Here is a 26,171-nt window from a genome sequence, read left to right on the forward strand (position 1 = left end):
GTCGAAACAGCCAAACCGGAGCAGTCGAGGTGTTACCGACTAATGCCGCCCGCTGGGGTGGACTCAATACAAACCTGCACAGTAACGACTGACCGATTACCGTCAAAGATTCGACCGGCCGTTGTTGGCCGAACCCGGGGCGACAGCGGTCGGCTCTGGTCGACCCTGAGCCGCCATTCAGATAAAAACCACAAAGCCGTCACTCAGCAAAATGGTACGTTCAAGGCCAAAGCGCCCGAAAAGGTGCACGGTATGCCTCACGGATGCCGCAAACCGTGTCATTTCAACAGCGTGCGCCCATTGAATATAAGCCTGCTCGGTGCGCGGGCTATAGCGTGTTTTTAACGAATTCGCTCACGGACCTGTACCAGTGGCCGTGTAACGCGCAACACAGGAGGGGTGCCGAGTAGGATTCTCCTCGCCAACTTAAACTACAGGCGCCGGATATAGCCAGCGGGTTAGTACGAACTACATTACTTTAGGGAGTCTTCATGTCGTCAGTTGCAAAGGGAAATGCCTTTGAGGATCGCGTTTTCGAGGCCGTGCAGCGAGAGTTGGCCAATGATCGTTTAGGGCTATCGCCGAAGCTTGGTCGTGCGTTCAAAAAAAAAGCTACTACTCAAGGGACCGCGACAGCGACATCGTCGTTGATATCTCTATCGAGGTCTGGATTCCAGGCTCTGACCAGTGGTCGGTGCTCTGGGTATGCGAATGCAAGGACTACTCGGGTTCAATTCCTGTTGACGACGTCGAAGAGTTCAAAGCGAAACTTGACCAGATCACCGGCGCAAATAGGAAAGGGCTCATGGTAGTGTCAGGTGCACTTCAGCAATCGGCCCTAAAGTACGCTCGTGCAAACGGCATTGGGATTGTTCGTATTCTCCCAGACGACCAAGTTGAGCATATCCTGTATCACATGACCGCTGACATGTGGGGCAAAGTTAGCCGGCTGAATTCGGCAGAGTTTTCTCGAGCCTTGACGCAACCGAGATTTATCGGCACCAACAGGGACTTCTACGCTACCGCTGATGGATATATCTTCGGCAACTGGCATTCACTACTCAGAAAATCTCTCTCATAGCATGAGCGGACTGCCTAACAATGCATTCCACCGGATGGCTTACGGTCCACCGGTAAATACCGACGTTGAACGTCCGTCTTTGCAATTGTTCATTGGCGGCTCTTGGCCGAGGCCAGTCCGATGGCTACCTCGATGAATCGCGCACCGCACCCGGTATGAAAAAGGCATAAATCGATCCGCAACGATCTTTCCACACTCTCGTTAGCGGACGGTCATGACCGGTTGGTGCTGGGAAGGATCAATACGAGCTTTCGAAATGAGGTTCCCGCTGAAACCTCGAAAATCGAGTCGTTACCGGATGCCGTCTCGGTGCATCATGAACGTCTCCGTGCGGGAACCGTAGTGCTTCGTGACTTCGGCGTCAGTCATCAGTTTGGACGATTTCAGGATTGGACCTGCCACTCCATACAATCGATCAGGATCAGGGCCGTACATATACAAATACCCATCATTGCCGTCAAGATGAAACTCTGTCTCACCAAGCTCACCGACGCCCGCACGTTTTATCGAGCGCTCTAGCTGATGTTCCAGGACGCGGATTCGCGCCCGGTCCTTGGGGTAGTAATCGAAATGGACCATCATTACCGGTCCTGGCGGCCTCTGTGGTTGCTCCGCAGTTGCGCGGCCTGCGAATAATGTCATACAGAGAAACGTGACGAATACTTCTCTTCTCAACATGGGTGCGATATCGTCTACGAAATGAAAATCAATTGTCAACGGTGTGGACGGTCTCGTCGAGCAACCCTTTGCAGCCGTGTCCGGATTCACGAGGCGGCTGGGTCTGCTGAGGCCGCAATCCAATCGCGCGACGCGTTTCTGCAGGTGCTATCCGCATCAAACGCGGCGGCAGAACAGAGGCCATGAGCGCGGGCCCGCGCAATCTGCGGATCGATACGCTGCGTGGAGTGTCGATCCTGCTTGTCTTGCTGCATCACTTCAATATCGCTTACGTCCTGCGCGATACGGCCGTCGCGCACGCATTCGGCTGGGACGTCGTGCATGCCGTGGTCCGGAACGGCAACTACGGCGTCACGATGTTCTTCGTCATCTCGGGCTATCTGATCACGTCAAACGCGCGGCGCCGATGGGGCTGTCTCGGCGCAATCGACGCGCGCGCTTTTTATGTGTCGCGTATCGCGCGCATCATGCCCTGTTTGCTCCTGTTGCTCGTCCTGGTCAACGGGCTGGCGGCGGCCAGCGTGCCGATATTTGGCAATCATGCGCCGCTTGGCGTGCCTGTGTCGTTCTGGCTCGTCAATTTGGCGTCGTTGACTTTCTGGATGAACGTACTGATCGGTTCGTACGGCTGGGTCAATTATGCGCTCGGCGTGCTCTGGTCGCTCTCGGTCGAAGAGGTGTTCTACCTGTCGTTTCCACTGCTTTGTATCGCGCTGCGCCGCGATAGACGACTGCTCGCGTTCTGGGCGTTCGTCGTCGCGATCGGCCCTTTATATCGTGCGACGCATTCGGGCGATGAAGGCGGTTTCCTCTATGCGTACTTCGCATGCTTCGACGGTATCGCGATCGGTTGCTGTACGGCATTGCTGGCGGACCGGCCTCTGTGGCACGCACTCGCGATGCGCATCACGCAATGGCTGACGGTCACCGGAATGATGATTCTCTATCTTGCGTGGCCCATTGCGCAAAGCCACGTCTTCGGGGTGACCGGCATTGCACTTGGCACAGCTGTGTTGCTGATCGGCGCGCATGCCAATGGTGCTCGCGCAAGCGCTCGTCTGTCAGCGCCGCTGCGCTGGAGCGGCAAACTCAGCTATGAGCTTTATCTATTCCATCTCGTTGTGCTCGGCGGGCTTCGGACGTTGTATTCACCATCGGCAACGCACGGTAATGAGAAACTGCTGTTGCTCGGCGTTTATCTGGTGTTGTCGGCTGCCATGAGCATATTGATTGCGCGAGGCTATGCGATGCCGCTCGATCGCTTCGTTAAACAGCGGTGGCTTCGCGCCTCGGCACGGGTTCCGGACGGCGCTCGCTTCTGACACGGCGTCGCGTATTTTGTCAATTGCATCGACTGTCAACGATTGATATGCCAACACCGGAAACAGGCAAGGCATTCAAGGACGCAGTGAACGGCGTACGCAAATAAGCCGACCGTTTATCGGTTCGTGGCGCGCAGGAGTGGTGCGCCCGCCAGACGTGCCACTGACGCGATACCCTGCTGCTGTATCCCTGCAAGCGCGAGGTCTGCGTCGAACCATCCGTTCGACTGGCTGATCACGACGTCGGGCCTGTCCATTAGCGCTCGCCAGTGTGGCCACCACAGCAGGTCCTCATAGCACAGCGACATCGCGGCACGCCGGCCGGCGATCGTCAGATAGGGTTGGCCGATGTAACCTCTGATAGCGCTCATCTGTCCGCCTGGCCGCCATAGCGCGACCGGCACGGGTTGCCGGCTGTCCAGCCGGCCGCGTCCGGTGCCCGTGACGACCGCGCTGTCGGTGTAGCGGAGCGGCGTGGTACTCACGGTAATATCCATGCCGACCACGAGCGTCTGTCCCGCTGCGCGCATGCGCTCGATATCGGGACGCCACCATAACGCCATGGCCGGGCGCCACAGACCGGCGATTTCCTCGGGCAGGATCACCACGCGGGCGTCGCCTGCGAATGTACGGTGAACGATTGTCCGCAGTTGCAGGGTGCGCGCGTAGAGTGAAGAATAGGTGGACTGGTCAAAGCGACCAAGTGTTGTATCCACCGCAGTCCATCCGGCGGGTGGGGCCGGAGGCACCCATTGCCAATGCGCACAGACCGACAGTGCAGCGAGGACTGCACACGCAAGCCAAGCCCTCGGCCCGCATTGTCGCGAAGCCGCCGCAGACAGCGTAGCGATACCGAGGATCATGCCTGCAAGCTGCCAGCCGGGGTACAGCGCGCTCGCCACATACAGGGGCGACAACCATCCGATGATGCCGACGGGAGGAACCGTGACAACCAGTGCTGCCAGCGCCGTACGCCACGCATGGCTCATTGCTGATGCGGCCGGATCGGGTTTCAGGATCGTCCACGGAAGCGCAAGCACGATGGCCTGCAGCAGCCACAAAGCGATACCGAGCGTCAAGGCAATGGGCCGGGTGAGTTCGTGGTAGCCCGCGAAGAACCGTTCGCACACAACGGGAATGTCACGCGCACCCGTGAGGTAGTAGCTCGCCCAGATCGTGAATGCGGCCAGCCGGCCGCGTAACCTAGACCAGGCGGCGGGCAGTGCAAGCAGCATGAGCGCATGATGCCCCGGATACCAGGCCAATACAGCAACCATGATGCCGGTGGCCGCTGCGGGCAGGCAATGCCAGAGCGATGTTCCGGCTCGCCGTACAACTACGGCTCGAAGCGATGACAGTAACGGGATGTTCTGCATGACGGTCAGCACGCGGCATGATGAAGAGGCGACAGCTGCTGTCGCAGTTTCGAATCGCGCTGCTGGCCGGCCGACTGGATCACATGATTGTCGGCATACAGTATTGTTCGGGTGTGCAAACGCATCTTAGGACATTCGCCGCCAATTGGAGCGCACATGCGCGACGCGCAGACAAAAGAATGCCCCTGTCTCTTGCGAGAACAGAGGCAGCGTCGGGTTAATGCGCTGGCACCGGCGGACGAACTCGTCATGCTCCGGGCTCGACCGCATCCAGATAGAGGTGGCTTGCGTCCGCCCGGATTTCCAGATTCCATCCGTCATTGATGACGCGATCAAAGATGGCGTTGTCGTGATCGAAATATTCGGCGAAATCGTCACCACCAAACTCTGCGAGAGCACGATTCCACCATTCGTCAAACGGCACCGTGTCAGGGTTGCATCCAACGGCATACGCGATCTGTCGCGGCTGGCCATTGGCAGGCGCGTCACTTCTTTCCGGCAGCATGTACACGCCCTGATCCTTGACGAGGATAACGGGGCAGGCGTGGGAACGGGCTTCGATGAGCACCGGGCGCAGATCGGAAGCGGTGAAACAGATCATGATGATGACCTCCAGAAGTTTGGGAAGAATGAGGCGGGTCGTCGGATCCGCATGCGGAAAAAGTGCGTACCGCGACGCTCACCGGTTCATACGGAAAGGCGAGCGGCGGCAGTTGAGCCCGTGTTGCCTGCTAATCCTGATTCACAAGCTGGCGGGCGAGGGCGACCTCGATGCTTTCACCGCCCTGGTTGAGAATGTCGAGACCGGATTCCGGCATGTCGCCGGAAGTCGATTGCGAAACGGCGATCTTCTGGCCCATCAGTTTCAGGCAGCGCATCTGCGCTGTGTCCTCATAGGCAAGAAACCGCACGGTGACATCGAGCGTCTGGCCGATACGCCAGCTGCGCCTTGCGGCCTGCTGCAGTGTGTACGTGTTGTACCCGGACTGCAGGAATGCGATGGTCGGAAATTCGAGCAGGTCGAGCCCGGTCTTGACCAGTTCGGGGTTCGTGATGATGACTTCTGCACCACGCTCCAGCTGGTCGGCGACCCAGTCCTCACGTTTTTCGGCAGGGACGCTTGCGCGCAGCACCGATGTCCTGACACCGACCGCATCGAGCAGATTTTTCAGTCGTACCGACGTATCACGTGTGCCGGTATAGGTCGTGTAGACGAGCGTGCGTCGGCGGTTCAACAGTTCACCCCGAACAAGCCGCAACAGCTCCGCTTCCTTCGGTCCAGGCTCATTGTCGCGCAGCAAGGCAGGCACGCTGGCGAGAATCCGCTTGGTGCGTGGATGTCGCACAAGTTCCGGGCGAAAGCAGCATTCCGGCCACGCGAGCAGTGCGTTGAGCACCACGCCGAGCAGGCTCTTGTCACCGCAGCGTAGTGCGGCGCGCAGTTCCGATGTGAGCGTCGATTCGAGCGTTCGATAGGCTGCGGCCATCTCATCGGACAGCGTAACCGGTAGCAGCGATTCGTCGTACGGCGGCAGGACGTTCTGACCTATCTGCGAGAGCTTCAGGAAGGCCGTGTAGGGCACGACGTACCGCATGATGCCCTTGGGGCCGAAACCAGGACCCTTGACCGTCGAGACGCTCCTGCGATCGCCCTTCGCGGTGCGGTGTGAACCTTCATCGACCTGTCTGTGGATATCGACGAGCACGCCATGCTCGCGCATGAAGGCCATCGTTGCTGCGGCCATCGAGCCGTTGCTGTTGTAGTTGAATCCGTCCTCGATCAACATCGATGGATTCAGGCGATAGAGCAGGTGATAGAGATCGTCGGCGTAGCCGCCCATCAGCGTGCCGGTGAGCAGCAGGGTTTTCGACGACTTGCGGGCGAGTACGCCCATTGCCTGACCCTGGGCGGAGTTTTCGTTCTTGTATTCGTGGCCTTCATCGGCGATGAGCAGACCGAAGTAGCCTTGTGGAAGATAGCGTTTCACGAACTCAGAGGCCTGATAGCCACCCTGGCCGAACGAGATTTCGGTGTGAGCCAGTGCACGCTCCATACGTCTGGCCTGCCGGTCAGAGAAGACGAGTTCGCCGCTGTCGTCCATCAGGTTGATGAACTCGAACACATTGTCCTGAAGCATGTCAGCGAGCATCGATTCGCCGAAACGGGAGAGCAGGCGTTCGGCAGTTTTGTCGCCAACGGTGGGCATCTGCAGCAATGCGCCCTTGACGAGCTCGCGCATCGAGCGCGTGCCCTGGCCTTTGGGCGCCAGGGTCCACAGCCGTTCGCCGCAACTGCATGCCCGGCGCTTTTCGTTGAGTGCGGTGCGAGCCAGGGTGGGCGTCAGCGGATTGCCATCCTCATCGCACACAAACTCACCGCAGGATGGGCAGCAGGCAAACACGCGCGTGATCGCGTCGGTTTCCATGTCGAGTGTGGCGACACGGCGTGCGAAGGCGGGCTTCCAGTCGAATCCCATGCGCATGCGAACACGGCCGAGAATGAAGAACTCCGTTACTGTGGGTTTCGAGCGCATGACTCGCAACTGCAGAAGCTTGCGCAGCGTGTCCGGGCCGTTGAGGATCCAGACGCGGGCACCTGGCACCGTCGTTCTGATTTCGCGTCGCCACTTGTAGACGAGGTGGGGCGGCGCGATGACGAGCGTGCGCGGATAGCCGCAGTGATGCAGCAGGACGGCCACGCCGATACCCATCAGCGTCTTGCCGGTTCCCATCTCGGCGTTGATGACGCCACCCGGTGCATGCTGTGTGAGCAGCGTCGTGATCGCATGAATGACCTCGCGTTGCGCCGGGAACGGCTGGCGCGAGAGGTCATCGAGCAGGACGTCCCAGTGTGCAGGGCGTTGACCATCGTAGATGGATGGATTCTGCCGACGTACGGCGTCGAGCAGGCCGGCGCCGAAGTTCGAGATAAAGGCCGGCAAGGCAATGATGGATGTTTCGCCGTCTGATACCGCATCACCGTTCTCCACGGGATTGCTGACGGGCTCGAGTGACGGTTCAAGGGTTTCCATGGGATACCTCATCAGAAGAACAGGCGCGGGAATACACCAGGAACCCGGCTGGGAACGGTGTATCCCCGCGCGGGTTGGGAAAAGAAAGAGAGGTGTAGCCCAGCTCAGTCGGGATCGGGCAGGAAGGCACGGAACAGTGCCGTGATGACACGGGTGACATGATCGAGCACGAGGACGCCCGTGCCGTCGTAATACGTATTGGCCATGATGTACCTCCAGAATACGGGGCGACACGTTCCCTGGACGGGATGCACGCCCCGCGGGTTGTCAAAGAAATAAATGGCTGCCTGTGTGGCCTGAGGACGGATGCCCGCGGGTCAGTCGAGCCCGAGTGAGCCGTTGCGAACGAAGCCGGAGATCGCCCCGCTGAACGAGTCAGGCAGTGCGATCTGGGATGCGTGGAGACGCCCGATGGGTGTGTGGGGTGTCTGGTCGAGGCTGTTCACCAGTTGGTCTCCGAGCATGCCGAGGACCAGCGCGCGCCAGTGCGGCAGCAGCGGGAGCGGACTGAGCTGTTCGATCAGCGACCAGGTGCGGGCTTCGAGAGACTCGACGTCGTGCGTCTGCGTTTCGCGGTCGACTAGCAGCCAGGCTGAGCCAGTGGCCTTCGACGGATTGAGAAGCGACTCGTCATAGATCCATGTATGAACGAGGTTGCCGAACAGGTTGTCTTTCGGCAGGCGACCGCTGTACTTGTCCAGCCGCCGGGGATCACCGACCGGAACCGCTGCCAGCGTCTGGCTGGTGTCGGGATCGAGCAGCGTGATCTGGCGGATACCGCCCTCCTGGATGCCCAGATGCAGCGACGCGTAGAGTTGCTGGACGGCGCCATCACGACCGAACACGGAAATGAAGGCGAGTTCGCCATTGGGTGTACGCACGCAGGCATCGACGAAGATGTCCTGCAGTTCCTTGACGGGATATAGCATGGGATGCTCCCGGATAAGTGTCCGGGGCACCCACCGGGTGGGTGGCCCGGGCGGGTTTAACGACAATTCCGGGGCTTCCCGAAGGAAGCCGCAGCCGCGCAGACGAAGGCGCCGGAAAGAGGCTGCAGCGATACTGCGAAAGGTGTCGCGTAACGGGCGACGACGGGTCGGCTGCCGGCAGACCAGCGGGTATTGCTACGGCGGATTGTGACGGAAACCGCTTTCCCCGAACGTCGTCTGCGACGGTCCGGGAAAGCGCCCCGGACGGGGCGCACAAGGGATTGAAAGAGAACCGGCAGATCAACAGCCCAACAGCGTTTCCAGCAGCGCGTGAAGCTTGCGTGCCTGTCCAGCCGTGAGCGTCATCATCAACAGGGTTTCGGGATGCCACGTTCCGGTCATCGTCGCGTGAGGCAACCGGCTCCCGATAAGCCGAACCAGCGCGAGCAGGCGTGGCGCAGCGGCCCGAACTTTCGATGCGGCGACCGATGGATGGGCCTGTGGCCAGATGGCCACCGGTGTGGCATCGAATTGCACGGTCTGCCCGTCGATCTCCTCATCATCGTCGTAGAGCAGCGGTCTGTCGGGCGTATCGTCCCAGAGCGTGCCGGCCTTGAACGCCGCGTGCGCAATAGCACAGGCAGCATTGGGGTTTGCAGCCCGGATGCCGACGACAATCCGGTGGGTGCGATCGAGGCTGTAGCCAACCATGAACGCGGGAAGGCGTTGCTCCGGGTGATGTGCATCAGTCATGGTGCGAGTCCTGTCAGTGCGGAGCCCGCTCCTGCGGGGCGAGGGCCCGCAGGGTTAAAGAAGTCATCCGCATCAGCGGATCGTGACAATGCGGCCGAGGTTTGGGCCGGGTGTGAAGTCGATTCCCGCGATCGTTGGAACGAAACGGTCGCGCATCAGGATCGTGGTCCGGATGTCGCCCTTGTCGGTTTCTTCGATCTGGACTTCCTGTTCCTTCTGCTTGATGGTGTCGCCACGGATGAGCAGCCGTGTGCCGTCGGTACCGGTAACCACACCAGTGATCTGTCCGGCCGCAAGTGCCAGGGCGAGATGCCAGTCAGACAGGTCGCGCAGTGGCCGGCGCGGTACGACCGCCTTCGAAGCGAACATGGTGGCGAACTGTGGCCAGAGCGTGGCGCTCTGCAGGCGTTCCAGTTCATGTTCGAGTTGCGGCGCATCGATCCGGGTGGACATGAACGCGTGTTCGCCGGCCGTCGAAGGAATGCGGTACGGATCTGCCGTCCAGTGTTCGGGCAGTTCCGGTGGCAACTCGCCTTCTGTGATGCGGGCCAGACGTGCAGCCAGTGCGCTGTCGACACCGCCGGCGCGCCGTTTGACGCCGAAGAGGACGAGCTGTTTGAATGTCTGGTCGGGTGCGAGGAACACGGCGACGTGTGCGAAGTTGCGGGCAATCATGGTCGCGAACTCGCGATCCATGACGTAGTGCGGCACGATCAGCACGAGCACGCCATCGAATGCGAGCCACGGGACCGTCTTCATGTAGAAGAGCTTTTCGAGGCGATCCGGCTGACGCTCGCCGGTCTGTGCCTTGTCCGATACGACGTCGCCGTATGGCGGGTTGAGGAACAGCAGACCCATGCTGCGCGCGGTGATGAACATGTCGTGGACGTCGGTGTGCGCCACGGTGTCCAGCACGTCCTTCGCATGCCATGCGCGCTCGCGGTCGTATTCGACGCCGAATGCACGCAGCGTGTCGGGCGTGCTCGCATACATCGCGAGTGCGTCCTTCAGGTCGCGCAGCGCAGCGCCTTCGCCGCAGCACGGATCGAGTAGCCGCACGGGACGGTCGGGATCGGCCAGTGCAAGGGCGGGGATGATCCGGCCGAGCGTGACGGCGTCGGTCGGAAAATAGCCATTCCTGATGAAATTTCTGGCGAGGCGGGGAAAGATCAGGGCCATGTGAAACTCCTTCGGTATGCAGACGGAAAGGCGTGTCGGTGGACTGAAGTTCCGGCACGCCCGCGATTGGGAAATCAGGCCTTCAGCCAGGTCTGGGTGGAGGCCTGGAAGGCGTAGCCGAATGCGCGAAGCTGGTCGCGCTGCTGACGGAACACGCCGCGCTCAACAGTGGGATCGAGCTTCACGGGCTCGCTGGCCACGATGGCGTCGGACAATTCCGTCCCGAACAGGTCGGGCAGATACAGCTCACCCGGGTCGCTACCAGCCTGAGCGGAGACAGGAGCGTCATCGGCGCGTGTAGTGGCCGCCGTGCCAGGTGCACGTTCCTCGTCGGCCGGGTCCGGTTCAGTGGAGGCGGGCGCCTGTCCGGTTTCGCTGAACGGTTCGTCGTTGTCGAGCTGCACATCGGCGAGCCTCGCGCGGATCTCGACGGTGACCTTGCCGTACCACATGTAGCTGTGTGGGTAGATCTTGTCGATCAGGAAGGTGCCCGTGTAGGCGCCGGGCTCGAACTGTTCGAGGACCTTGTCCTTGACCTTGAACTCGCCGACGGACGTCGTGAGTTCGCCGACCTGGAACGGGCCGTTGCTACCCTTGATGGTGCGCACGTCGAGCGTGCCGGAAAGGGAAATCATGATGCCTCCACGAGATGAGGCGGGAGCGCCCCTGACGGGCATGGCGTCCCGCTGGTTGGGAAAGATTGCTTGCGGATGAATTCCGTCTGCCCGCTATCGGGTGTCGATGGCGGGCAGGCAGCCGCGCAGACAGTGGCGCCGGAAGGCAACTGCGGTGTCGCGTAACGTGGACGGATCTGCATCGGGCAGATCAGCAGGAGCCGGTCATGCCAGACGGGCGTCAGTCGTGCACGCGCCTGGAGTGACGCCTGGCATGGAAGCCAGGCGGAATGGAACAGTCGGGAACAATCGATACGAATTACGCGGTGGGCTGCGTGGCAGATTCGTCTGCGCGCCGCTGCCGGATGATGTGACGGAAGAGACGCGGTGGAAACCGGAAGAGCTGGCCGTCACTTTCGACGATCCACGTACGGCGCTGCCGGCTGACCACGACGGCTTCGCTGATCGATAGTCCGCTGAGCGTCAGGACGTCGCCAGGCGCGAGAGCGCGTGAGCGCGCAGCGTGCCAGGCGCGGACCTGTTCGCGCCATCCGGGGGAGACGGGCGGAACCATGTCGAGATAGGCCAGGGGACACGAGTAATAGAACGGTTCCATTTCCTCGCACATATCCTTGTATCCCCAGCCGGTGCAGCCCTTGTCCCACGCGAGCAGATTGCAGCCGATGTAGCGGAACGGCGCCTCATCGGGCCGCACGATTTCCCATACGGTCCAGAGCACGTTGCCACTGGTGCAGTGGCGCAGACACTGGCGTGTCGTGCCGTTGTGTTCTTCGTAGCGGGTCAGACGTTCGATCAGTTGCGAGCGGGTCTGCCCATGAGCAAATAGCCATCCCATGATGCACCTCATGAAGTGAAGCGGCGCATCATCCCCGGGGCGGGTACGACGCCCGCGGGGAACGCACCATTGAGCCGGTGCAGTTGAAGGAGAGGTGAGGCAGCGGCAGGGCCGCGGTCACACCCGTTGTTGCGAGCGGAGGTCGCGACCGATGACGGTGCGCACTGAGCTGATGATGAAAACTGTCCAGTCGGCGAAGTACCGGTCATCGAACACGATCGCGCCCGAGCTCAGCCCGGACTGGACTGGCAGCGTGATCCGGCCCGTGGGGACGTGGCCGTCGGGTCCCGCGACAATCTCCATGTCCGGGAAGAACAGGCGGCCTTCGAATGGATCGAGAAACTCAAGCTTTATTTCGCGTGCCTCGATCGTATGGCAGTAACGCAGACGGCCGATCAGTGGACCGTCAAATCCAGATCCGGGCGATGCAGTGAGCGGCGCGTCGCGTCCGTTGAAGAGTCCGAGGTAAAGACCGTCGGGAAGATTGACGTTCCGGTCGGTATAGCGCGGCAGCGATCGTCCGTCGCGGCACTCGAAGAGCGGCTGCGGTGAATCGCTGTCCTCATCCTGCCAGTTCGCCGCGTGGCCCAGTGTGCTGGGTCTGCGGAGAACATTTTGCGTGTCGCGCGGTCGGGCAACGAGGAGTGCACAGGTTGACATGGTTGTCTCCGGGAAGAGTACGGAGACGCGCCCCTGCGGGCTGCGTTCCGCAAGGGGGAAGGAATGGTGAGTCGTCAGTCGATGGCGGCGAAGATCTCGCAAGCCTCGGGGTGGGACGGCACGAAGTCAAGCAGCCGGTGATAGAGATCGGTGAATGTCTCGTCTTCGGTTGACCACGCCATGGCGTTCAGCGCGAAGAGCGTCGCGACAATACCGGCCGCGTCGCAACTCATCTCGCCAGCATAGCCGTTGCCGTTGCAACTGATAGTCAGCGGACCATCCATGCGTGGCGCCATGTAGAACGTGCCGTTGGACAGCTCGATGTAGTCCCAGAATCCACCGCGGTAGGTGTCGCAAAGCGACTCCATCGCTACGTACACGGCAATCTCACCGCGGATCATGTGCCTGCCGAAATAGCGCGGCAGTATTTCCATGCGGCGTTCCTCGGGCACGAGGGTAGCCACGATGGCGTGTGTTTCAGTGGTTGAATTCATGACATCCTCCAGGAAAGGGCGGAGGACGACTGCCCCGGCGGGGAAGCGCATTCCCCGCGTGGGTTGAACAAAGCGAACGCCATCAGTGACGCGGATGCCGGTCCGTGACTGACGGGCAGGAGAGTTGGGTGCGGCGGGCAGTAGAAACTGCCTCGTGAAAAGAGGCAGCCGGGCCCTTCGGGCGCGCGAACGCCAGGCGGGGAAGACAATCCGGACCTGGCGGGTTTGCCGGGTGCAGCCGCGCAGACAGTGGCGCCGGACAGGACTGCAAAACGTGCCGCCTCTCGTGACGACGGACGAGCCTGCAACTGGCAGGCCGGCAGTGAAACGGTTATTCGTCATTGACCTGGACGGTGAATCACGGATAACGCCTGGCAGGCAGTGGGCTGCCAGGCATCTGTCTGGACCGGTGCGAGCCGTCCAGCACAAACGGCACGGCGTGAAGGGGCCGCCGTGGGCCCAGGCAATAAGCCACGGGCCTGTACCGGCTTTCCGGAGCGTCTTGTGGTGTGTGGCTCCGGAAAGCCGGCAGACCGGCCCGGCGTGGACAGAATTCCCCCGCGTGAGCGGGGGACGTCAGGTATTGCGGCTTACCGGTTGCCGGCAGCAGTCTGACGGACGTGACCACCACCCTGACGGCGAAGCGGTGGATAGCGGTTGTTGCGCGGCGCGGCGCGTCCGGATGGGGTGTCGGCTGCCGGTGCGTTCTCGCCGGACTCTTCGCCGTCGCGACCGTCGACCGGTTCTCCGGCCGCAGGCGTGTCGTGGTCGTCACGATATTCTGTCGACGGCTCATGCTCGTCGATAACTTCCTGGGACCTATCGGCGCTGACGTCAGTGTCGTCGCCTTCGTCGCGATAGACTTCCTGGCCGTCGACCTTGATCCAGAAGAGCTTGAGGAGACGGCCCTTGAGGACGGCGCCCGTTTCGCCAGCGCGGTTGCCGGTGCGTTCGAATGTACGGATATAGTGGTCGCCGGACCGGAAGGCGACGAGCACCTTCACGTCCGGATCGTTGGCGTCGTTCATGACGGAGTGGACTGCCTCCTTCGCTTTTTCGCCGGAGACGATCAGATCGAGCGGCAGGTAGACGATGCCGTTTTCGACATTCGGGTCGCCGTGAAACGCGGAGATTGCGCATGCGAGAAAGGGTTTGGCTTTACTGCGGCCATTGCCACGGGCGGTGACATCGCGGACGCGGGACAGATACCCGAGGCCGCGCAGATGAAGATCGAAATACTTGCGGGATTCGACAGGCTGGTTCATGACGATTCTCCAGAACGAAAAAGGGGAATCGCCAGTACCCGTGCCGGGGAATGACAATTCCCCAGACGGGTCAGCAAGGAAGCTTCTGGTCAGACGACCTGCGGTGGTCCAGACGATGGGACGAAGCGTAACCGCAAAAGGTGTCGCACGGGCGACGGTACTGCAAAGGATGCTGGATGGGCTCCAGCGGGCGACTTCAGTCCGGAATCATAGGCGGCAATATAGAAAAATCAAGGTTGCTGTCTGAATGAATGATTTGCAGGACGAGTCAATATCACTAAGCTGAATCCCGGCGTCTCAATGTCTCACGAGGCATCACGTGGATGATCAGTCTGGGTATGCTGCGTGATCCGCCACGTCGACTCTCCTGCGTCGGTACTAAACCGGCCAGGAACTGCCGCTCGTCCACTCCGAAACCTGCCGAATAGTCAATGCGAGCAGATCGGCCATAGCCGTCAGCGGGGAGGACTGGGTTCTATGTCGGCGATGTGGCGGCGGATTGCCGACGTTGGCGGGGTCGAGCGGCGGCACACCAGCTTCCTGGATCAGCGAACTAACACTCTCGACCCGTTGCGGACAGTCACGATCCCTTTAATCAAACGTTCGGGAGCGCGAAACCGGCCGTCTTCCTTGTAGTGTCGGTGGCAGCTACACTGCGCCGGCGATGAGGAAGCGCCAGGTAGCAAGCTTCCAGCGAGGCATCTATGAGGAGCCTGCAAGTCAACTTCTCGCGCGCATGAGATTGCGATGCGGTGGCAATCCCACCTCCGTCGAATAGCGACGCTACCGGGCAGGCGCGAGATTCGAACTTGCTATCGCCCGCGCAGTCTCGACGACCTGAGGTCCAAGTTCCGCGATTGCAGTGGCCAGCGTCCAGCGTGTAGAAGGAGCCGAAATGTTCACTGCGCCGATCGGCTTCCCGTTGGGTGCGAGAATAGCCGCACTGATGTTGATGTCGCCGTTGTAGTACTCGCCATTGGCCCACGCGAAGCCGCGCTCGCGGGCTTCAACGAGGAGGCTTTTGAGTCGCCCGAGATCCGTTATCGTTTCCGACGTGTAGGCCACCCGGTCGCACGCCGCGAGCAGCGCAAAGGCGGCCTCGTCGGGCAGGCAGGCGAGAATCGAGCGTCCGGTCGCCGTGCAATAGACCGGCAAGCGCATGCCAATCGGCATGTTCACGAACATCTCGCGATGTGTCGGGAAACGAGCGATATAGACGACATCGTGACCGTCTAATTCGGCGACAATGCAGGTCTCCTGGCAGGCGCGATTGAGCGCATGAACATAGGGGTTCGCGGTCTTGATGAGCTGGTTGGTCTGCAAATAGCGCAGCCCGATTTCAAGCGAACTCGGCGCGAGGGAATACACTTTGGTGGCTTCGTTCTTGTGCAGATAACCGAGCGCCACGAGTGTAAAGGCGAAGCGTTGCGCGGCGCTTTTGGTCATTCCGGCGGCCACCGCCAGATCGCCGAGTTTCATCGCCGGGCGGTCCGCTGTGAATGCGGTCAGCAATTGCAAGCCGCGCGCGAGGGAGTTGATGTAGAGGCGAGATTCCTCGTTGTGCGCCATATCGTTCATTTGAGCCCCAAGTCCTGGTCCTGCGATCCTCAGGCAACGATCTGGCCGAGGAATTCGCGTGCGCGTGTCGACTGCGGAGCACTGAAGAAACGTGACGGTTCGCAGATCTCGACAATTTTGCCATGATCCATGAACACAACACGATCGCCCACTTCGCGCGCGAAACCCATTTCGTGCGTGACGCAGATCATCGTCATTCCGTCGCGAGCAAGTTGGACCATTGTGTCGAGCACTTCCTTCACCATTTCCGGATCGAGTGCGGAGGTGGGTTCGTCGAACAGCATGATTTTGGGCTGCATGCACAGGCTGCGCGCGATCGCAACGCGCTGCTTCTGGCCGCCCGACAATTGCCCCAGATGTTTGCTGGCATGCTGCGCGATTTTTACGCGTTCGAGGTAATGCATCGCGAGCGTATTCGCCTCGTTTTCCGGGAGCTTGCGTACCAGTCTCAGCGAAACCGTGCAGTTCTCCAGCGCAGTGAGGTGCGGAAACAGGTTGAAGTGCTGAAACACCATTCCAACGTCCGCACGAACTTTGCGCACATTCGTGGGATCGTCGTCGAGCGTGACGCCGCGCACGACGATATTGCCCTTCTGGTGTTCCTCCAGCCGGTTTAGCAGGCGGATCGTCGTGGATTTTCCGGATCCGGACGGACCGCAAAGGATGAGCTTTTCCCCGGGTTGCACATCGAGGTTGATATCGTCGAGAACCTGAAACGCGTCGTACCACTTGGAGACGGAACGCATCGATATGATCGGTTCCATGCGCGATGCTCCTTTCAAATTTTGGCGACGGGATTGTGTTCGGCCGTGCCGTCCCAGTAGCCGGGTATCGTGAGTGTTTTCTCGGCGCGTCTGAAGAAGAAAGAGAGCACACTGCACAATACGAAATAGATAGCGCCGACGAGCGAATAGACGAGCAGCGCCTGGAACGTTGCGCCGGCAAGCATCTGACCCGCGCGCATGAGTTCGTACACGCTCAGCACCGCGACAAGTGACGTATCCTTCACGAGCACAAGAGCATAGTTGCCGAGCGCGGGGAAAATGGTGCGTAACGCCTGCGGCATGACGATCACGCGCATGCGCTGAGCCGCGGTCATGCCGAGCGCGCGCGATGCTTCGAACTGCCCGTTGTCGACCGATTGAATGCCACCACGGAACAGCTCTGCCAGATATGCGCCGAAGTTCAACACCAAGCCCAACACGCCCGCGGCAAAACCCGGCATCACCAGGCCGAGTTCGGGAAGGCCGTAGTAGATGAAGAACAACTGCACGAGAAGCGGAGTGCCCCGAATGACATCGATGTAAACCTTCGCAGCTGAACGGAGCGCAGGCCGGGACGATATCCGGCACAAACACACCACGATTCCCAACGCAACTGAAAGCAGCGACGATGCGGCGAACAGCGCGACTGTCCACCACGCGCCCTGCAACAAGGGCGTCAGATACGTCATGAGCGTGTCGATAGTCATGTCGAAACCTCAAGCGTGAGCGAGCGCAGTGCGCGTCAGTGAATTTCGAGGTCTGCAACGCCCCATTTGGCAAGAATCGCGTGCAGTTCCCCATCCTGCTTCATCTTCGCAATCACGTCGTTTACCGACGCGAGCAATGCGGTATTGCTCTTTTGCGTGCACGCGCCGACGAGCCACTTCTTTTGCGCCTGGTAGCCGGAATCGAGTTTCACACCAGGAATCGATTTGGCTTTGATCTGATAGAGCACGCTCGGCGGATCCACCACGCCGAGATCAATGCGACCAACACGCACGTCCGCGAGCAGGGAAAAATAGTCTTGATAGGTTGATACATCGGTGCCTGGCAGCGCGCTGATCATCTTGTACTGGATACTGTCGACCAGCGTGCCGACTTTCTTGCCCTTGAAATCGGCCAGTGTGCGATAGCGATTCGTATCGCCGCTACGAATCACGACACCTTCGCCCCAGCCGTAAATCGGCGATGTGAAATTGACCACTTTCGCGCGGTCTTCCGTAATGAACAGCGGGGCGGCCATCAGGTCAGCTCGACCCGAGGTTAGCGTCGGAATCAGGCCATCGAAGGGGACGTCCGTCAGTTGCACCGTTACGCCGAGATGCTTTCCGATTGCGTTTGCAACGTCGACCATGATGCCTTGCAACGAGTTAGTCGACGGATCGAGAAAACCGTGCGGTGGGCTTGCCGCAGTCGTTACCACGTTCAGGGTCTTTGTTTGCATGACCTCGGCGAGCGTGCGAGCATTGGCGTTCAGCGCGGCGACGGTGAGGCAGGCGCTGATCAGGAGGGAGAGCGGCTTCAAGCAAGTCATGACGGGTCTCCAGGCAGGTGATTCGACGATGAATCGCAGTGTTTTTTGCAACGACTAGCGCGCTGGTGTTTGCGCGGCCAGTGCACAACATTCGAATAGCACGCTCGCAGCGAGGAACGCGGTTGTCTCTCCAATGTCCTGCGCAGGCGACACGGTGTTCACATCGAATGCAACGAAATTCAAACCTGCGAGCGATCGCAGAAGCGCAATGCCTTCCTTCGGATTCAGACCGCCCCATTCGGGCGTGCACACGCCGGGGGCGCACGATGGATCGAAAATGTCCATGTCGAAACACAAATAGACCGGACGCTGGCCGATGCGCTCGCGGATTGCGTTGACACACGCAACGGGATCGGCGTCGAGTTCGGCGAAGGAGACAATGTTGTAGCCGAGCGAACGCCCGAAGCCGAGCACGCCGTCCATGAACGTCGTTCCGCGAGCTCCGACATGAAAGCTGTTGCGCACGTCAACAAGTCCTTCTTCCGATGCGCGCGTGAAGGTAGTGGCGGTATTGAAGCCGGCGAGATCGTAAGTGTCCGTGTGCGCGTCGATGTGCAGTACCGCAAGATCCGGATAGCGCTTTCTCACTGCGCGCAACTGCGGGAGCGTCACCGCTCCGTCGCCGCCCATCGTGATCGGCATCATGCCCCCGGCGATGACCTCATCCATGGCTTGCTCGATGAGCGGATAGCTGCGCTCGACGTCGCCCGCGAAGCAATTGACATTGCCAGCATCGACGAGCCCGAGCGCTGCGATCGGATTTGCCGGCTTTCCCGCTGGGTCAGAAAAATAGGGGCGAATAAGTCGAGATTGGCGTCGGATCGTATCCGGACCTTCGCGTGACCCGACCCGAAACGGATGAGTGCCGCAATCGAACGGCACGCCAAGGACGCACGCACGGGGAGTGAGAGCGGATCCCTCCTGCCTCGACGGGACACCCATGAAAGTCGCAAATGACATCGGCGGCACTCCGTATCGAAAAGAAGTTAGGCCGATCATAAGTGCGATTCGATTGTCGCGCAAAGCGGCAAAAAAATATCGCACTGCGATATGAAATCGTTACAAGAGCCGCGCTCGCCGGTCACGGATCGAACGCGGCCCGGGGAACGTCGAGGTGAAAGTGACCGACTTGCGACCGTGGCGTCCCCATCTGGGAGAAGGGCAGGACTCTGTCACGTTGGCGGAGCAGACGTAAGGTGAGCGCATACAGAAGACAGTATCGATCTATCATCGCCACCGGTACTGCCCGTTCCGGATTACCGGTTGGTTTGTGTCGACCTGCAGCATGCTGCAAGGCAAGCGTCCTCGCGAGGCCGTGACTTCGTCCTTCCCGAAAGTCGTGGCGGCCGCCGCCACACAACCCGGGCACGACACGAGTGATACGATCGCTTCCCTGCGGCTGGTCTGCGGGAGTCGAGATCCAGAGGTGACACGCTTCGTCGCGGGTCCATGGTCGGATCGCCAGAAACATCGAGCCTTCGTGGAGTCGCGCACACTCGCCAGCTACCCTGCGGGGATGGGTTATTGGACTATTAGGTTTCGTAGCAACCCGACCGACTTTTTAGGGTGGATTCTCCTGATTCCTACCGATGCCGTAGGACCCGAAATAGAAATCGGATGGCGGCTGCCACGAAACGCGTGGGGCTACAGTATCGCGACGGAAGCTGGGCGACCGGTGCTTCAACATGCCTTCGCAACGCTAGAAGTAGCCGAAGTTGTGGCTGAGATCGATGCGAGGAATTTTGGCTCGATATCGACACGGGCGACCAGGCCACCGTCGGGTAGGAAATTCGTGAACGCCGACGATTCAAGGGTGCATAGACCAACAGCACCCCAATGAAGGCGAAGGCGGCCAGAAAGTACATACCCCAATTGGTCGAACCTGTTGCCATTCGTCGACACCGGTTTGCAAACGTCTGCAAAAGAATGTGCACAAGTTCCCGGAATATGTCCCAGAGGAGACTTCTGGCATCAAATACCAGAAATTGGTATCCTTGGCCCGGGAGGTGAGAGTCATGAGCAAAAGCACATCGTTCACGCTCGGTGAACATTTTTCGGAATTCGTCGATGACCGCGTGCGCAGCGGCCGTTACAGCACGGCCAGCGACGTTGTCCGCGCCGGCTTGCGCCTGCTCGAGACCGAGGAGGCGAGGCTGGAGGTGCTGCGAAACGCGCTGATCGAAGGCGAACAGTCCGGGCCGTCGCGCCCGTTTGATTTTCGCAGGTACGTCGAGGGTAAGCGGAACAGGACCGCATGAGAGCGTATGTTCTCTCGCCCGCGGCCGAACGCGACCTTGACGGCATCTGGGATTACACGGTTGCCCGATGGGGGGAGACGCAGGCCGAGCGTTACATCCTGAGCATCGAAAGTACCATTGTCGGCCTGGCCGACGGTACCCAGCCGAGCTTGTCCGCCGCAGACGTGCGGGAAGGCTACCGGAAAGCGCTGGTTGGAATGCATGTCGTGTTTTTCAGGGAATCGGACGCTCTGGTCGACGTCATCCGTATCCTGCATCAACAGATGGATATTCCGGGCAGGCTCGGCGACGACAACTAGATGTGTTGGCGCGCTGGTGCTACCCGCAAAGCAGGCCTTGTGACTTACGCGAGCACGTGTGCCACGTCAGATCGTCCAGTGCATGAGGCACGGCCATTCGTGTCGCTCGTCAGGACCGGCCCGAGGGGCGTCTCACATACCATAACCATCCATGCGGCTATCACGGGGCTCGACGGCAGCGTCCGGCCGGGTCTCCTGTTGATCGCATGGATATGCCGGTAACCTGGGGCGCGGTTCGGTAGATGACGGCCACCGATGCTCAAAGCCGGAAGACGTGGCACGGCCTGGTGCAACCGCTCCGAAATGTGCACTGGCTGGTGGCCCATTGAGGATTGCACGCACGGCACGCGCCACCCGGGTTCCTGCCTGAAACACGAGTGCCGTTTCCGCCTGGTCAATCACGACGTAGGGTGGATCGGGGCGCCAACGCAGAAGCACTCGTCCGCCTGGCGTATCCGCTAGGATGGCGGGCACGCGCTCCGGATCGTCAAACTGCAGATAGATCTTCTGGCCGTCGTCGAACACCTGGTATGGCCGGACTTCGGCTGCGCCGCTGATACGCCAGTCAAAGTCGTAGACCGGTCCCGTCGCAGACGGCGGTTCGGCACAGGCCGATTGAAGCAGGCAACCCGTGAGCAGCACGGCTGCAGAAAGCAGGGCAGTGAAGGGTTTCATCGGTGGCAACTCCCATCGGTGACACCGGGTGGCAGCATCATGTCGCGCTGCGTGATGAATGTGATGCGCTGACCCGGTTCCAGTCGCAGCGTCGGCTGGATGTTCATGTTGCGTTGGAGGATGGTCTGCGTGGTCCGGGAGAGCGATTGCGCTGCCGCCTCTGACAGATCGGTCGACGCACCGCCATTGATGTTGATCGTCGTGCCGTTGGACTGGCTCTGGTTGTGACCGATCCAGGCCGCCACGCCCGCGATGAGGAACGTCGATCCGAAGATTCTGAAAAAGTGGTTGTTGACGTCGGCGCTGACACCCGCTTCGCCGTCGGGATCGTTGCCGGTCAGTCCGTCGAGCCGCATCGTGGCGTGGCGGAAGATCATCCGCGTAGCGGCCATCAGCATCAGGTCCTGACCGATCGCCACATCGTTATTGGTGCGGCCCAGAATCCGTGTCCCCTTCGGGATCAGACTGCAGCTTCCGTCGATGCTGTCGTAGATGTCACGATCGATCATCGCGCGGAAGGTGCCTGGCATATCGCTCTTCGCGCCCTGCAGGATCACCGTGGGAATCGGCGTGCCGCCCATCACCATGTAGGGCGAGGTGATCGGGACGGGGATCAGCGGTGCGTCGTCGCCGTTCCCTTCACCCTGCTGTCTGATCCAGTCGGCGTTGCGACGGTCGGTGGCAGTGGATACGTTCACGGAGGACTGCCCCGACGAGGGCGTTTCAGGGATGCTGCCTGTAGACGAATTGCCGGGCGCTGTCTGCCGGGTTGAAAGCTGCAAAAGGCCATCTGCGATGTGATCGGGTGGAAAATCCTTTGCGGCGGACGCGTTGCTGGAGCCGCTGCCGGTATCCTCATAGGCAACCAGCGACTGGCTCTGCATGGCCTCGATCTGCCGCTGCAATGCGAGGCGATCAGCGTCGCCTGTCCCGGACGAATGGTCAGCACCCCGATAGTTTCGGGGGAGTGGACCGCTATCGTCTCCGGGCGCGCCTTTGGGGATGCCGTCGAGCGGTGTGCCGCCCACTGGGGCGCTCACGCCCGACGCCGCGCCACCTGCGCGAGTCAGCGCCAGGTTGTACTGGTCCTCGAGGCGCTTACGGATCGCATCGGCCGAAGCTTTCGGCTGCCTGACATCCGCCTCGATCTGTTCGCGCTCGCGCCGTTCGGCCGCGGTCTCGTGCGGATGGGACAGCGCGTGTACGAGGACGATCGCGAGGAGCGCCGAGCACAGCGCAACGAGCAACGTTTTTGCAAGATTGCGGCGAATGCGCGTGAGTTTCGCAGGTTCCTGCGTGAGCGGGACGCCGCCGTTCCCGGGAGCTGCCATGATCACGACTTCCCGTAGATGTTCTTCATGCGGGCTGAGTCGCAGCCGAACAGGCCGCACCCATGACCCCGGCCGTTGAAGACACGCACTTCTTCCTTGCCGCGCCTGAGCAGCAGGCCGTATGCCGTAATCTGCTGCACCTCGAAAAAATCGTTGCCCAGCGGGATGAAGCTCGAGATCTCAGCCTGTCCCTTTTCATCCATCATCAGGATGGCGGGCAGTTCGGCGTGGTGGGGAAACTGAAGGTATGTGAAGCGTCCGTCGTCGAATACGGTCACCGGCGCGAACGGCGCGCTACCGTCGACGCGATAGTCGAAGTTCACGTGATCTAGCGTGATGCGCGGGCCGGCTGCGCGCACGTCGCCTGGGGTGGGCGATCCTACCTGAACACCGGCGTCTGTTGGCTCAGTGGTGCTTCCTCCGGGAACGTTGCCCGGGTATTCAATCCCGAATGGCGAGACCTGTCCCGCCGTCATCTGCGCGTCGGTATCCAGGTAGTGCCAGGAGACGCGTTGATACACGGCGGCATTGTCCGACGAGCGCAGGTCCAGCTCATAGCGCCGGCGCGTCGTGATGACCGTCGCTGCATTGTCGAGTGCAGGCAGACGTGCCTCGATGAACACGTCGCGCTTTGTGAGCGCGGTATGTTCGAGCCAGCGCTTGTTGGTGTCAGACAGATAGACGCCAACGACCTCTTCGTCGGGCCCGAAGACCAGGTGGGTTTCTTCGTTCGTGCGCACGAGTACCGGATACCGGTAGTCCGGATCGTAGTCGTAGACGACGAGCGATGAATCGTCGGGTGCAGGGTAGGGACCATTGGGGCCATTGATGTGGGCGCGGGACGTCGAAGGACTGCGGGCTAGCGAATGCGGCGCCAGGGCGTGCCGCGTGTCCACAGTCGACTGCGGCGCGATGGCGGTCACCGCGCTCGCGGGCAACGGTGCAGCGGGCGCGGCTTCCGACGCCGCGACCTGTGCCCGGGCTGCGCAGATGCATGCAGTGAACAATACAGTGCTGCACGCAGCGGAGACGACGCTCTTCATTGTGTTGCTCCCGGATTGACGCCCAGGTAGGGCGTGAGGCTGAAGTGGGTAACGCGCAGCCCAATCGGGTTGTCCTTCTCTTCACCTGGTTTCAGGGTTTCGGGCGCGAGCAGGAAGCTGAGCGTGAGCAGCATCTGTTTTGGTCGGGACGGTTTGCCGTTCACGCTCTCGATCAGCGTGAAGATCAGGTAGGCAACCTGACCGTCCGGCGAGAACGACGTCGAGTTCTCGACGAATTCGCGGATGAGACCGGGCGTCTGCACGACGCGCTGCGCAACCGGGTCGGTCGAGGTGATGTACGTTTCGAGTTCTTGTGTCGCGGCGCCCGACGTCCAGCCGAACGCTGCCGGTATCTGGCGCGTGAGGGTGTCCTGGCTGCCGGCCTCGATCGTGAACACACGCGAGGCCCACTTCACGAGGAAATACCGCTTGTTCGCCGCGGTGACCGAGTAGGTCTCCGCGTAGCGGTCCGAAACCCACACCGCGCCGATTTTCTCGTCGTGTTCAACAAAATAGGGGCGGGGACCGCTGTGCGCAGCCTGCACGATCAGCGCCGCGCATTCGCCGGCCGCAACCAGCGCGAAGGCAGCGGCCACCTTGATCGCGAGGCGCTTTTCCCAGACGGGGCGCTGGAACGCTGCGAACCAGGCTGAGACCGCCTCCCCGGTATTCGGCGGAGGCGCGAGATTTGCACCCGAGGTTTCGGTGCCGGAGGCGGCGCGAAGAGAGAGGCGCTTGCGCATGGCCTAACCCCTCCGGCAAGCGCGCGCCTGCAATGCTACACTGGGATCCAGTTCACCTGCTGTGAGGATGCAGCCATGGCCAGGCTCAAGATCATCCTGCTGTATTTCGTGCTGCCGATCCTGCTGTTTGCGGCGTTCGTCCTGTATCAGGTCGGCGCGCAGCATTTCGGTGTCGCTATGATGCTTGCAGGCGCAATCGCATTCATTGCCTGGGCGTGGGCCAGCACCACACCCAAGGAGAGAGAGGAATCGCTGCGTGCTGACATGGATCGGCAGCGGCGTCTGGACGATGAGCGGACTACTTTCTACGTCATTCAAGAGAGTTCGAAGCATCGGCATCATTGAATTCACCTCAATGATTTAGGTGTGACGTTTCGTCCAATTAACCCTTTGCCGAAGCCAGCCGATCCGCCGCCACCGCTGCCAGACACGAGAGCTCGTGCGATATCCGGCACCTGCCACATCATGAACGCCCCGACACCGCAGACCAGCGCGAGCGCGAGCATCGCGAGGTAGTTCGTCGCGTAATAGGCATCACTGTTCGTGCCGTTCTGCACGGCGGCCTGCTGTACGAGGCTCTGGATGCCCGGCAGCACACCACCATTGACGATCGCCATCATCAGCCAGGCGACGACCTTGAAGAGTCCTGCGGAAATCGTGAAGCGCAGCCATCCGTCGAAGAGAAACTCTCCGGCAGGCAGGACATACCAGGGAATCAGCACCGGCCCGAGGCAGAAGGCGATGTCGAGCAGGAACGAGCCGAACTGCACGACCACCACGAAGATCATCGTCATCAAGGCGATCGCGATGACCGCAAGAGCTTTCGCGAGAAACGCGAGCAGGATCAGTGGCAGGTTTTTGACGAGCGTCCAGATGGAGTTCAGGCCCGCCGAATTTGCCCCGGCATCGCTCGTGGCGCCGCACACCTGATGATCAGTGTTCGGGATCACGACGCCATCGGGCGTGATGTCGGGCACCTGTTCGCACACCTGGGCCGCTTCTGTGCGCACGCCCTGCATGATGGTCGACGCGGCATTGACAAGTGCGCGCAGGAGATCGCCAGGCTTGCCTTCGCCGCCGGAAACGCGTGACGCCATCGTCTGCATGTTGTCGACGAAATAACCGTGCACCGTGCTGGACCAGGCCGTGAGCATCACGAGAATGACGGCGCACCGGATCAGATGCCGGAACATGTTCGCGAAGAAGCCGGGGAAGTCGCCTTCGAGCAGCCACAGGAATGCGTGCCACGTCGCCATGATCAGGCCGAGCGCGGCAAGCAGATCCATGCCGTCGGACAGGAAGAGCGTCTGCAGGCTCGAGCCTTTCGCCTGCATTGCAGTGAAGAGCGCATTGAGGACGGAGATGACGTCGTTCATGGTCCTGACCTGATCGTGTCCCGGTTGAGCGGTGCGCTACCGCAGGGCACCGCCGAGCCGCAGTAGCGCGAGCAGCACGGCCAGAGGCAGCGCGATCCAGGCGGCCGCAAAAACCTGCGGACTCTCGACATGCACGACCAGCAGTCCGACGAGCAGCGACAGTCGTACGCTGCGGGTGATGCGCCGGTCGAACGTCCAGTGGGGATCACGCTGCTCAAATGGCAACAGGCTGCGCAGGCGGTACTGGTGAAGTGCGTACAGCACCACGCGCAGCTCGGCGGGTGTCGTACAGAGGTGACGGATCAGCCAGCGCAGCAGCATCCCTGGTTCT

At 60.9% G+C, this 26,171-nt stretch carries 30 protein-coding genes; 6 read left to right on the plus strand and 24 right to left on the minus strand.

Going from position 1 to position 26,171, the window contains the following annotated elements; all coding sequences use genetic code 11:
• Nucleotides 1-577 precede the first annotated feature (577 nt).
• On the plus strand, nucleotides 578-1,081 hold the full coding sequence (locus tag B9Z01_RS36965; RefSeq protein WP_085489646.1) for a restriction endonuclease: 504 nt from the start codon (nucleotides 578-580) through the stop codon (nucleotides 1,079-1,081).
• 291 nt (nucleotides 1,082-1,372) lie between these two features.
• Here the strand turns inward: B9Z01_RS36965 and B9Z01_RS32475 are convergent, their stop codons facing one another.
• Together B9Z01_RS32475 and B9Z01_RS36475 are read right to left on the minus strand one after the other, a co-directional pair.
• On the minus strand, nucleotides 1,373-1,663 hold the full coding sequence (locus tag B9Z01_RS32475; protein ID WP_085489647.1) for a hypothetical protein: 291 nt from the start codon (nucleotides 1,661-1,663) through the stop codon (nucleotides 1,373-1,375).
• A 182-nt stretch (nucleotides 1,664-1,845) separates the two neighbouring features.
• Nucleotides 1,846-2,082, minus strand: a complete 237-nt coding sequence (locus tag B9Z01_RS36475; RefSeq protein WP_244196227.1) for a hypothetical protein — start codon at nucleotides 2,080-2,082, stop codon at nucleotides 1,846-1,848.
• Between B9Z01_RS36475 and B9Z01_RS32480 the strand changes: the two genes are divergently transcribed.
• A complete protein-coding gene (locus B9Z01_RS32480) occupies nucleotides 1,987-3,081 on the plus strand; it encodes an acyltransferase family protein (RefSeq protein ID WP_244196223.1) in 1,095 nt (364 codons plus the stop codon). The two genes, B9Z01_RS36475 and B9Z01_RS32480, sit on opposite strands and share 96 nt — an antisense overlap.
• 116 nt (nucleotides 3,082-3,197) lie before the next feature.
• Here B9Z01_RS32480 and B9Z01_RS32485 read toward each other — a convergent pair whose 3' ends face one another.
• The 16 genes from B9Z01_RS32485 to B9Z01_RS32560 all read right to left on the minus strand — a co-directional run bounded on the left by B9Z01_RS32485 (nucleotide 3,198) and on the right by B9Z01_RS32560 (nucleotide 19,057).
• A complete protein-coding gene (locus tag B9Z01_RS32485) occupies nucleotides 3,198-4,469 on the minus strand; it encodes a carbon-nitrogen hydrolase family protein (protein WP_244196210.1) in 1,272 nt (423 codons plus the stop codon).
• A gap of 235 nt (nucleotides 4,470-4,704) precedes the next feature.
• On the minus strand, nucleotides 4,705-5,058 hold the full coding sequence (locus tag B9Z01_RS32490; protein ID WP_143809124.1) for a DUF3085 domain-containing protein: 354 nt from the start codon (nucleotides 5,056-5,058) through the stop codon (nucleotides 4,705-4,707).
• Between the two features lie 130 nt (nucleotides 5,059-5,188).
• Nucleotides 5,189-7,489 (minus strand): DEAD/DEAH box helicase, encoded by a 2,301-nt coding sequence (locus tag B9Z01_RS32495; protein WP_143809125.1) that lies wholly within the window; start codon nucleotides 7,487-7,489, stop codon nucleotides 5,189-5,191.
• A 317-nt stretch (nucleotides 7,490-7,806) separates the two neighbouring features.
• A complete protein-coding gene (locus B9Z01_RS32500) occupies nucleotides 7,807-8,418 on the minus strand; it encodes a hypothetical protein (RefSeq protein ID WP_085489650.1) in 612 nt (203 codons plus the stop codon).
• Nucleotides 8,419-8,718: 300 nt separating this feature from the next.
• Nucleotides 8,719-9,171: a hypothetical protein gene (locus B9Z01_RS32505; RefSeq protein ID WP_085489651.1), complete on the minus strand. Its 453-nt coding sequence runs from the start codon at nucleotides 9,169-9,171 to the stop codon at nucleotides 8,719-8,721.
• A 72-nt stretch (nucleotides 9,172-9,243) separates the two neighbouring features.
• Nucleotides 9,244-10,350: a DUF6094 domain-containing protein gene (locus B9Z01_RS32510; RefSeq protein WP_085489652.1), complete on the minus strand. Its 1,107-nt coding sequence runs from the start codon at nucleotides 10,348-10,350 to the stop codon at nucleotides 9,244-9,246.
• Between the two features lie 74 nt (nucleotides 10,351-10,424).
• Entirely contained in the window at nucleotides 10,425-10,985 is a 561-nt protein-coding gene (locus B9Z01_RS32515; protein WP_085489653.1) for a DUF3275 family protein, read from the minus strand.
• Between the two features lie 298 nt (nucleotides 10,986-11,283).
• Nucleotides 11,284-11,820, minus strand: coding sequence for a hypothetical protein (locus B9Z01_RS32520; RefSeq protein ID WP_085489654.1), 537 nt, complete (start codon nucleotides 11,818-11,820; stop codon nucleotides 11,284-11,286).
• Between the two features lie 117 nt (nucleotides 11,821-11,937).
• Nucleotides 11,938-12,480, minus strand: coding sequence for a hypothetical protein (locus tag B9Z01_RS32525; protein WP_085489655.1), 543 nt, complete (start codon nucleotides 12,478-12,480; stop codon nucleotides 11,938-11,940).
• Between the two features lie 74 nt (nucleotides 12,481-12,554).
• Nucleotides 12,555-12,974, minus strand: coding sequence for an antirestriction protein (locus tag B9Z01_RS32530; RefSeq protein WP_085489727.1), 420 nt, complete (start codon nucleotides 12,972-12,974; stop codon nucleotides 12,555-12,557).
• Nucleotides 12,975-13,564: 590 nt separating this feature from the next.
• Nucleotides 13,565-14,239 (minus strand): DUF3577 domain-containing protein, encoded by a 675-nt coding sequence (locus tag B9Z01_RS32535; protein ID WP_085489656.1) that lies wholly within the window; start codon nucleotides 14,237-14,239, stop codon nucleotides 13,565-13,567.
• Nucleotides 14,240-15,022: 783 nt separating this feature from the next.
• Entirely contained in the window at nucleotides 15,023-15,817 is a 795-nt protein-coding gene (locus B9Z01_RS32540) for an IclR family transcriptional regulator (protein ID WP_244196211.1), read from the minus strand.
• 29 nt (nucleotides 15,818-15,846) lie between these two features.
• The gene (locus B9Z01_RS32545) at nucleotides 15,847-16,581 is read right to left on the minus strand and encodes an amino acid ABC transporter ATP-binding protein (protein ID WP_085489658.1); all 735 of its coding nucleotides are present in this window, start codon (nucleotides 16,579-16,581) and stop codon (nucleotides 15,847-15,849) included.
• 14 nt (nucleotides 16,582-16,595) lie between these two features.
• The gene (locus B9Z01_RS32550) at nucleotides 16,596-17,288 is read right to left on the minus strand and encodes an amino acid ABC transporter permease (protein ID WP_085489659.1); all 693 of its coding nucleotides are present in this window, start codon (nucleotides 17,286-17,288) and stop codon (nucleotides 16,596-16,598) included.
• 35 nt (nucleotides 17,289-17,323) lie between these two features.
• Nucleotides 17,324-18,115 (minus strand): ABC transporter substrate-binding protein, encoded by a 792-nt coding sequence (locus B9Z01_RS32555; RefSeq protein ID WP_085489660.1) that lies wholly within the window; start codon nucleotides 18,113-18,115, stop codon nucleotides 17,324-17,326.
• Between the two features lie 54 nt (nucleotides 18,116-18,169).
• Nucleotides 18,170-19,057: an arginase family protein gene (locus B9Z01_RS32560; protein WP_085489728.1), complete on the minus strand. Its 888-nt coding sequence runs from the start codon at nucleotides 19,055-19,057 to the stop codon at nucleotides 18,170-18,172.
• A gap of 343 nt (nucleotides 19,058-19,400) precedes the next feature.
• Between B9Z01_RS32560 and B9Z01_RS32565 the strand changes: the two genes are divergently transcribed.
• From B9Z01_RS32565 to B9Z01_RS32575, 3 genes are all read left to right on the plus strand, one after another.
• Nucleotides 19,401-19,955 (plus strand): GNAT family N-acetyltransferase, encoded by a 555-nt coding sequence (locus B9Z01_RS32565; protein ID WP_085489661.1) that lies wholly within the window; start codon nucleotides 19,401-19,403, stop codon nucleotides 19,953-19,955.
• A 175-nt stretch (nucleotides 19,956-20,130) separates the two neighbouring features.
• Nucleotides 20,131-20,373 (plus strand): type II toxin-antitoxin system ParD family antitoxin, encoded by a 243-nt coding sequence (locus B9Z01_RS32570; protein ID WP_085489662.1) that lies wholly within the window; start codon nucleotides 20,131-20,133, stop codon nucleotides 20,371-20,373.
• Complete coding sequence (locus B9Z01_RS32575; protein ID WP_085489663.1) at nucleotides 20,370-20,672, plus strand: type II toxin-antitoxin system RelE/ParE family toxin; 303 nt, start codon at nucleotides 20,370-20,372, stop codon at nucleotides 20,670-20,672. Before B9Z01_RS32570 ends, B9Z01_RS32575 begins: the two co-directional genes overlap by 4 nt.
• Before the next feature lie 132 nt (nucleotides 20,673-20,804).
• On the opposite strand, the gene B9Z01_RS32580 is transcribed toward B9Z01_RS32575, so the two are convergent.
• The 4 genes from B9Z01_RS32580 to B9Z01_RS32595 are packed head-to-tail and all read right to left on the minus strand — an operon-like array spanning nucleotide 20,805 to nucleotide 24,464.
• Nucleotides 20,805-21,347, minus strand: coding sequence for a TrbG/VirB9 family P-type conjugative transfer protein (locus tag B9Z01_RS32580; protein WP_085489664.1), 543 nt, complete (start codon nucleotides 21,345-21,347; stop codon nucleotides 20,805-20,807).
• A complete protein-coding gene (locus B9Z01_RS32585) occupies nucleotides 21,344-22,678 on the minus strand; it encodes a TraB/TrbI/VirB10 family type IV secretion system protein (protein ID WP_085489665.1) in 1,335 nt (444 codons plus the stop codon). The genes B9Z01_RS32580 and B9Z01_RS32585 overlap by 4 nt, the downstream gene beginning before the upstream one ends.
• 2 nt (nucleotides 22,679-22,680) lie before the next feature.
• Nucleotides 22,681-23,721, minus strand: coding sequence for a TrbG/VirB9 family P-type conjugative transfer protein (locus tag B9Z01_RS32590; RefSeq protein ID WP_085489666.1), 1,041 nt, complete (start codon nucleotides 23,719-23,721; stop codon nucleotides 22,681-22,683).
• Nucleotides 23,718-24,464 (minus strand): VirB8/TrbF family protein, encoded by a 747-nt coding sequence (locus B9Z01_RS32595; RefSeq protein WP_085489667.1) that lies wholly within the window; start codon nucleotides 24,462-24,464, stop codon nucleotides 23,718-23,720. Before B9Z01_RS32595 ends, B9Z01_RS32590 begins: the two co-directional genes overlap by 4 nt.
• A gap of 75 nt (nucleotides 24,465-24,539) precedes the next feature.
• Between B9Z01_RS32595 and B9Z01_RS32600 the strand changes: the two genes are divergently transcribed.
• On the plus strand, nucleotides 24,540-24,809 hold the full coding sequence (locus B9Z01_RS32600; protein ID WP_085489668.1) for a hypothetical protein: 270 nt from the start codon (nucleotides 24,540-24,542) through the stop codon (nucleotides 24,807-24,809).
• A gap of 2 nt (nucleotides 24,810-24,811) precedes the next feature.
• Here B9Z01_RS32600 and B9Z01_RS32605 read toward each other — a convergent pair whose 3' ends face one another.
• Together B9Z01_RS32605 and B9Z01_RS32610 are read right to left on the minus strand one after the other, a co-directional pair.
• Nucleotides 24,812-25,840, minus strand: coding sequence for a type IV secretion system protein (locus B9Z01_RS32605; protein ID WP_085489669.1), 1,029 nt, complete (start codon nucleotides 25,838-25,840; stop codon nucleotides 24,812-24,814).
• A 36-nt stretch (nucleotides 25,841-25,876) separates the two neighbouring features.
• Entirely contained in the window at nucleotides 25,877-26,161 is a 285-nt protein-coding gene (locus B9Z01_RS32610; protein ID WP_085489670.1) for a hypothetical protein, read from the minus strand.
• Nucleotides 26,162-26,171 lie beyond the last annotated feature (10 nt).

This window comes from Paraburkholderia susongensis, assembly GCF_900177725.1.
GTDB classification, from domain to species: Bacteria; Pseudomonadota; Gammaproteobacteria; order Burkholderiales; family Burkholderiaceae; genus Paraburkholderia; species Paraburkholderia susongensis.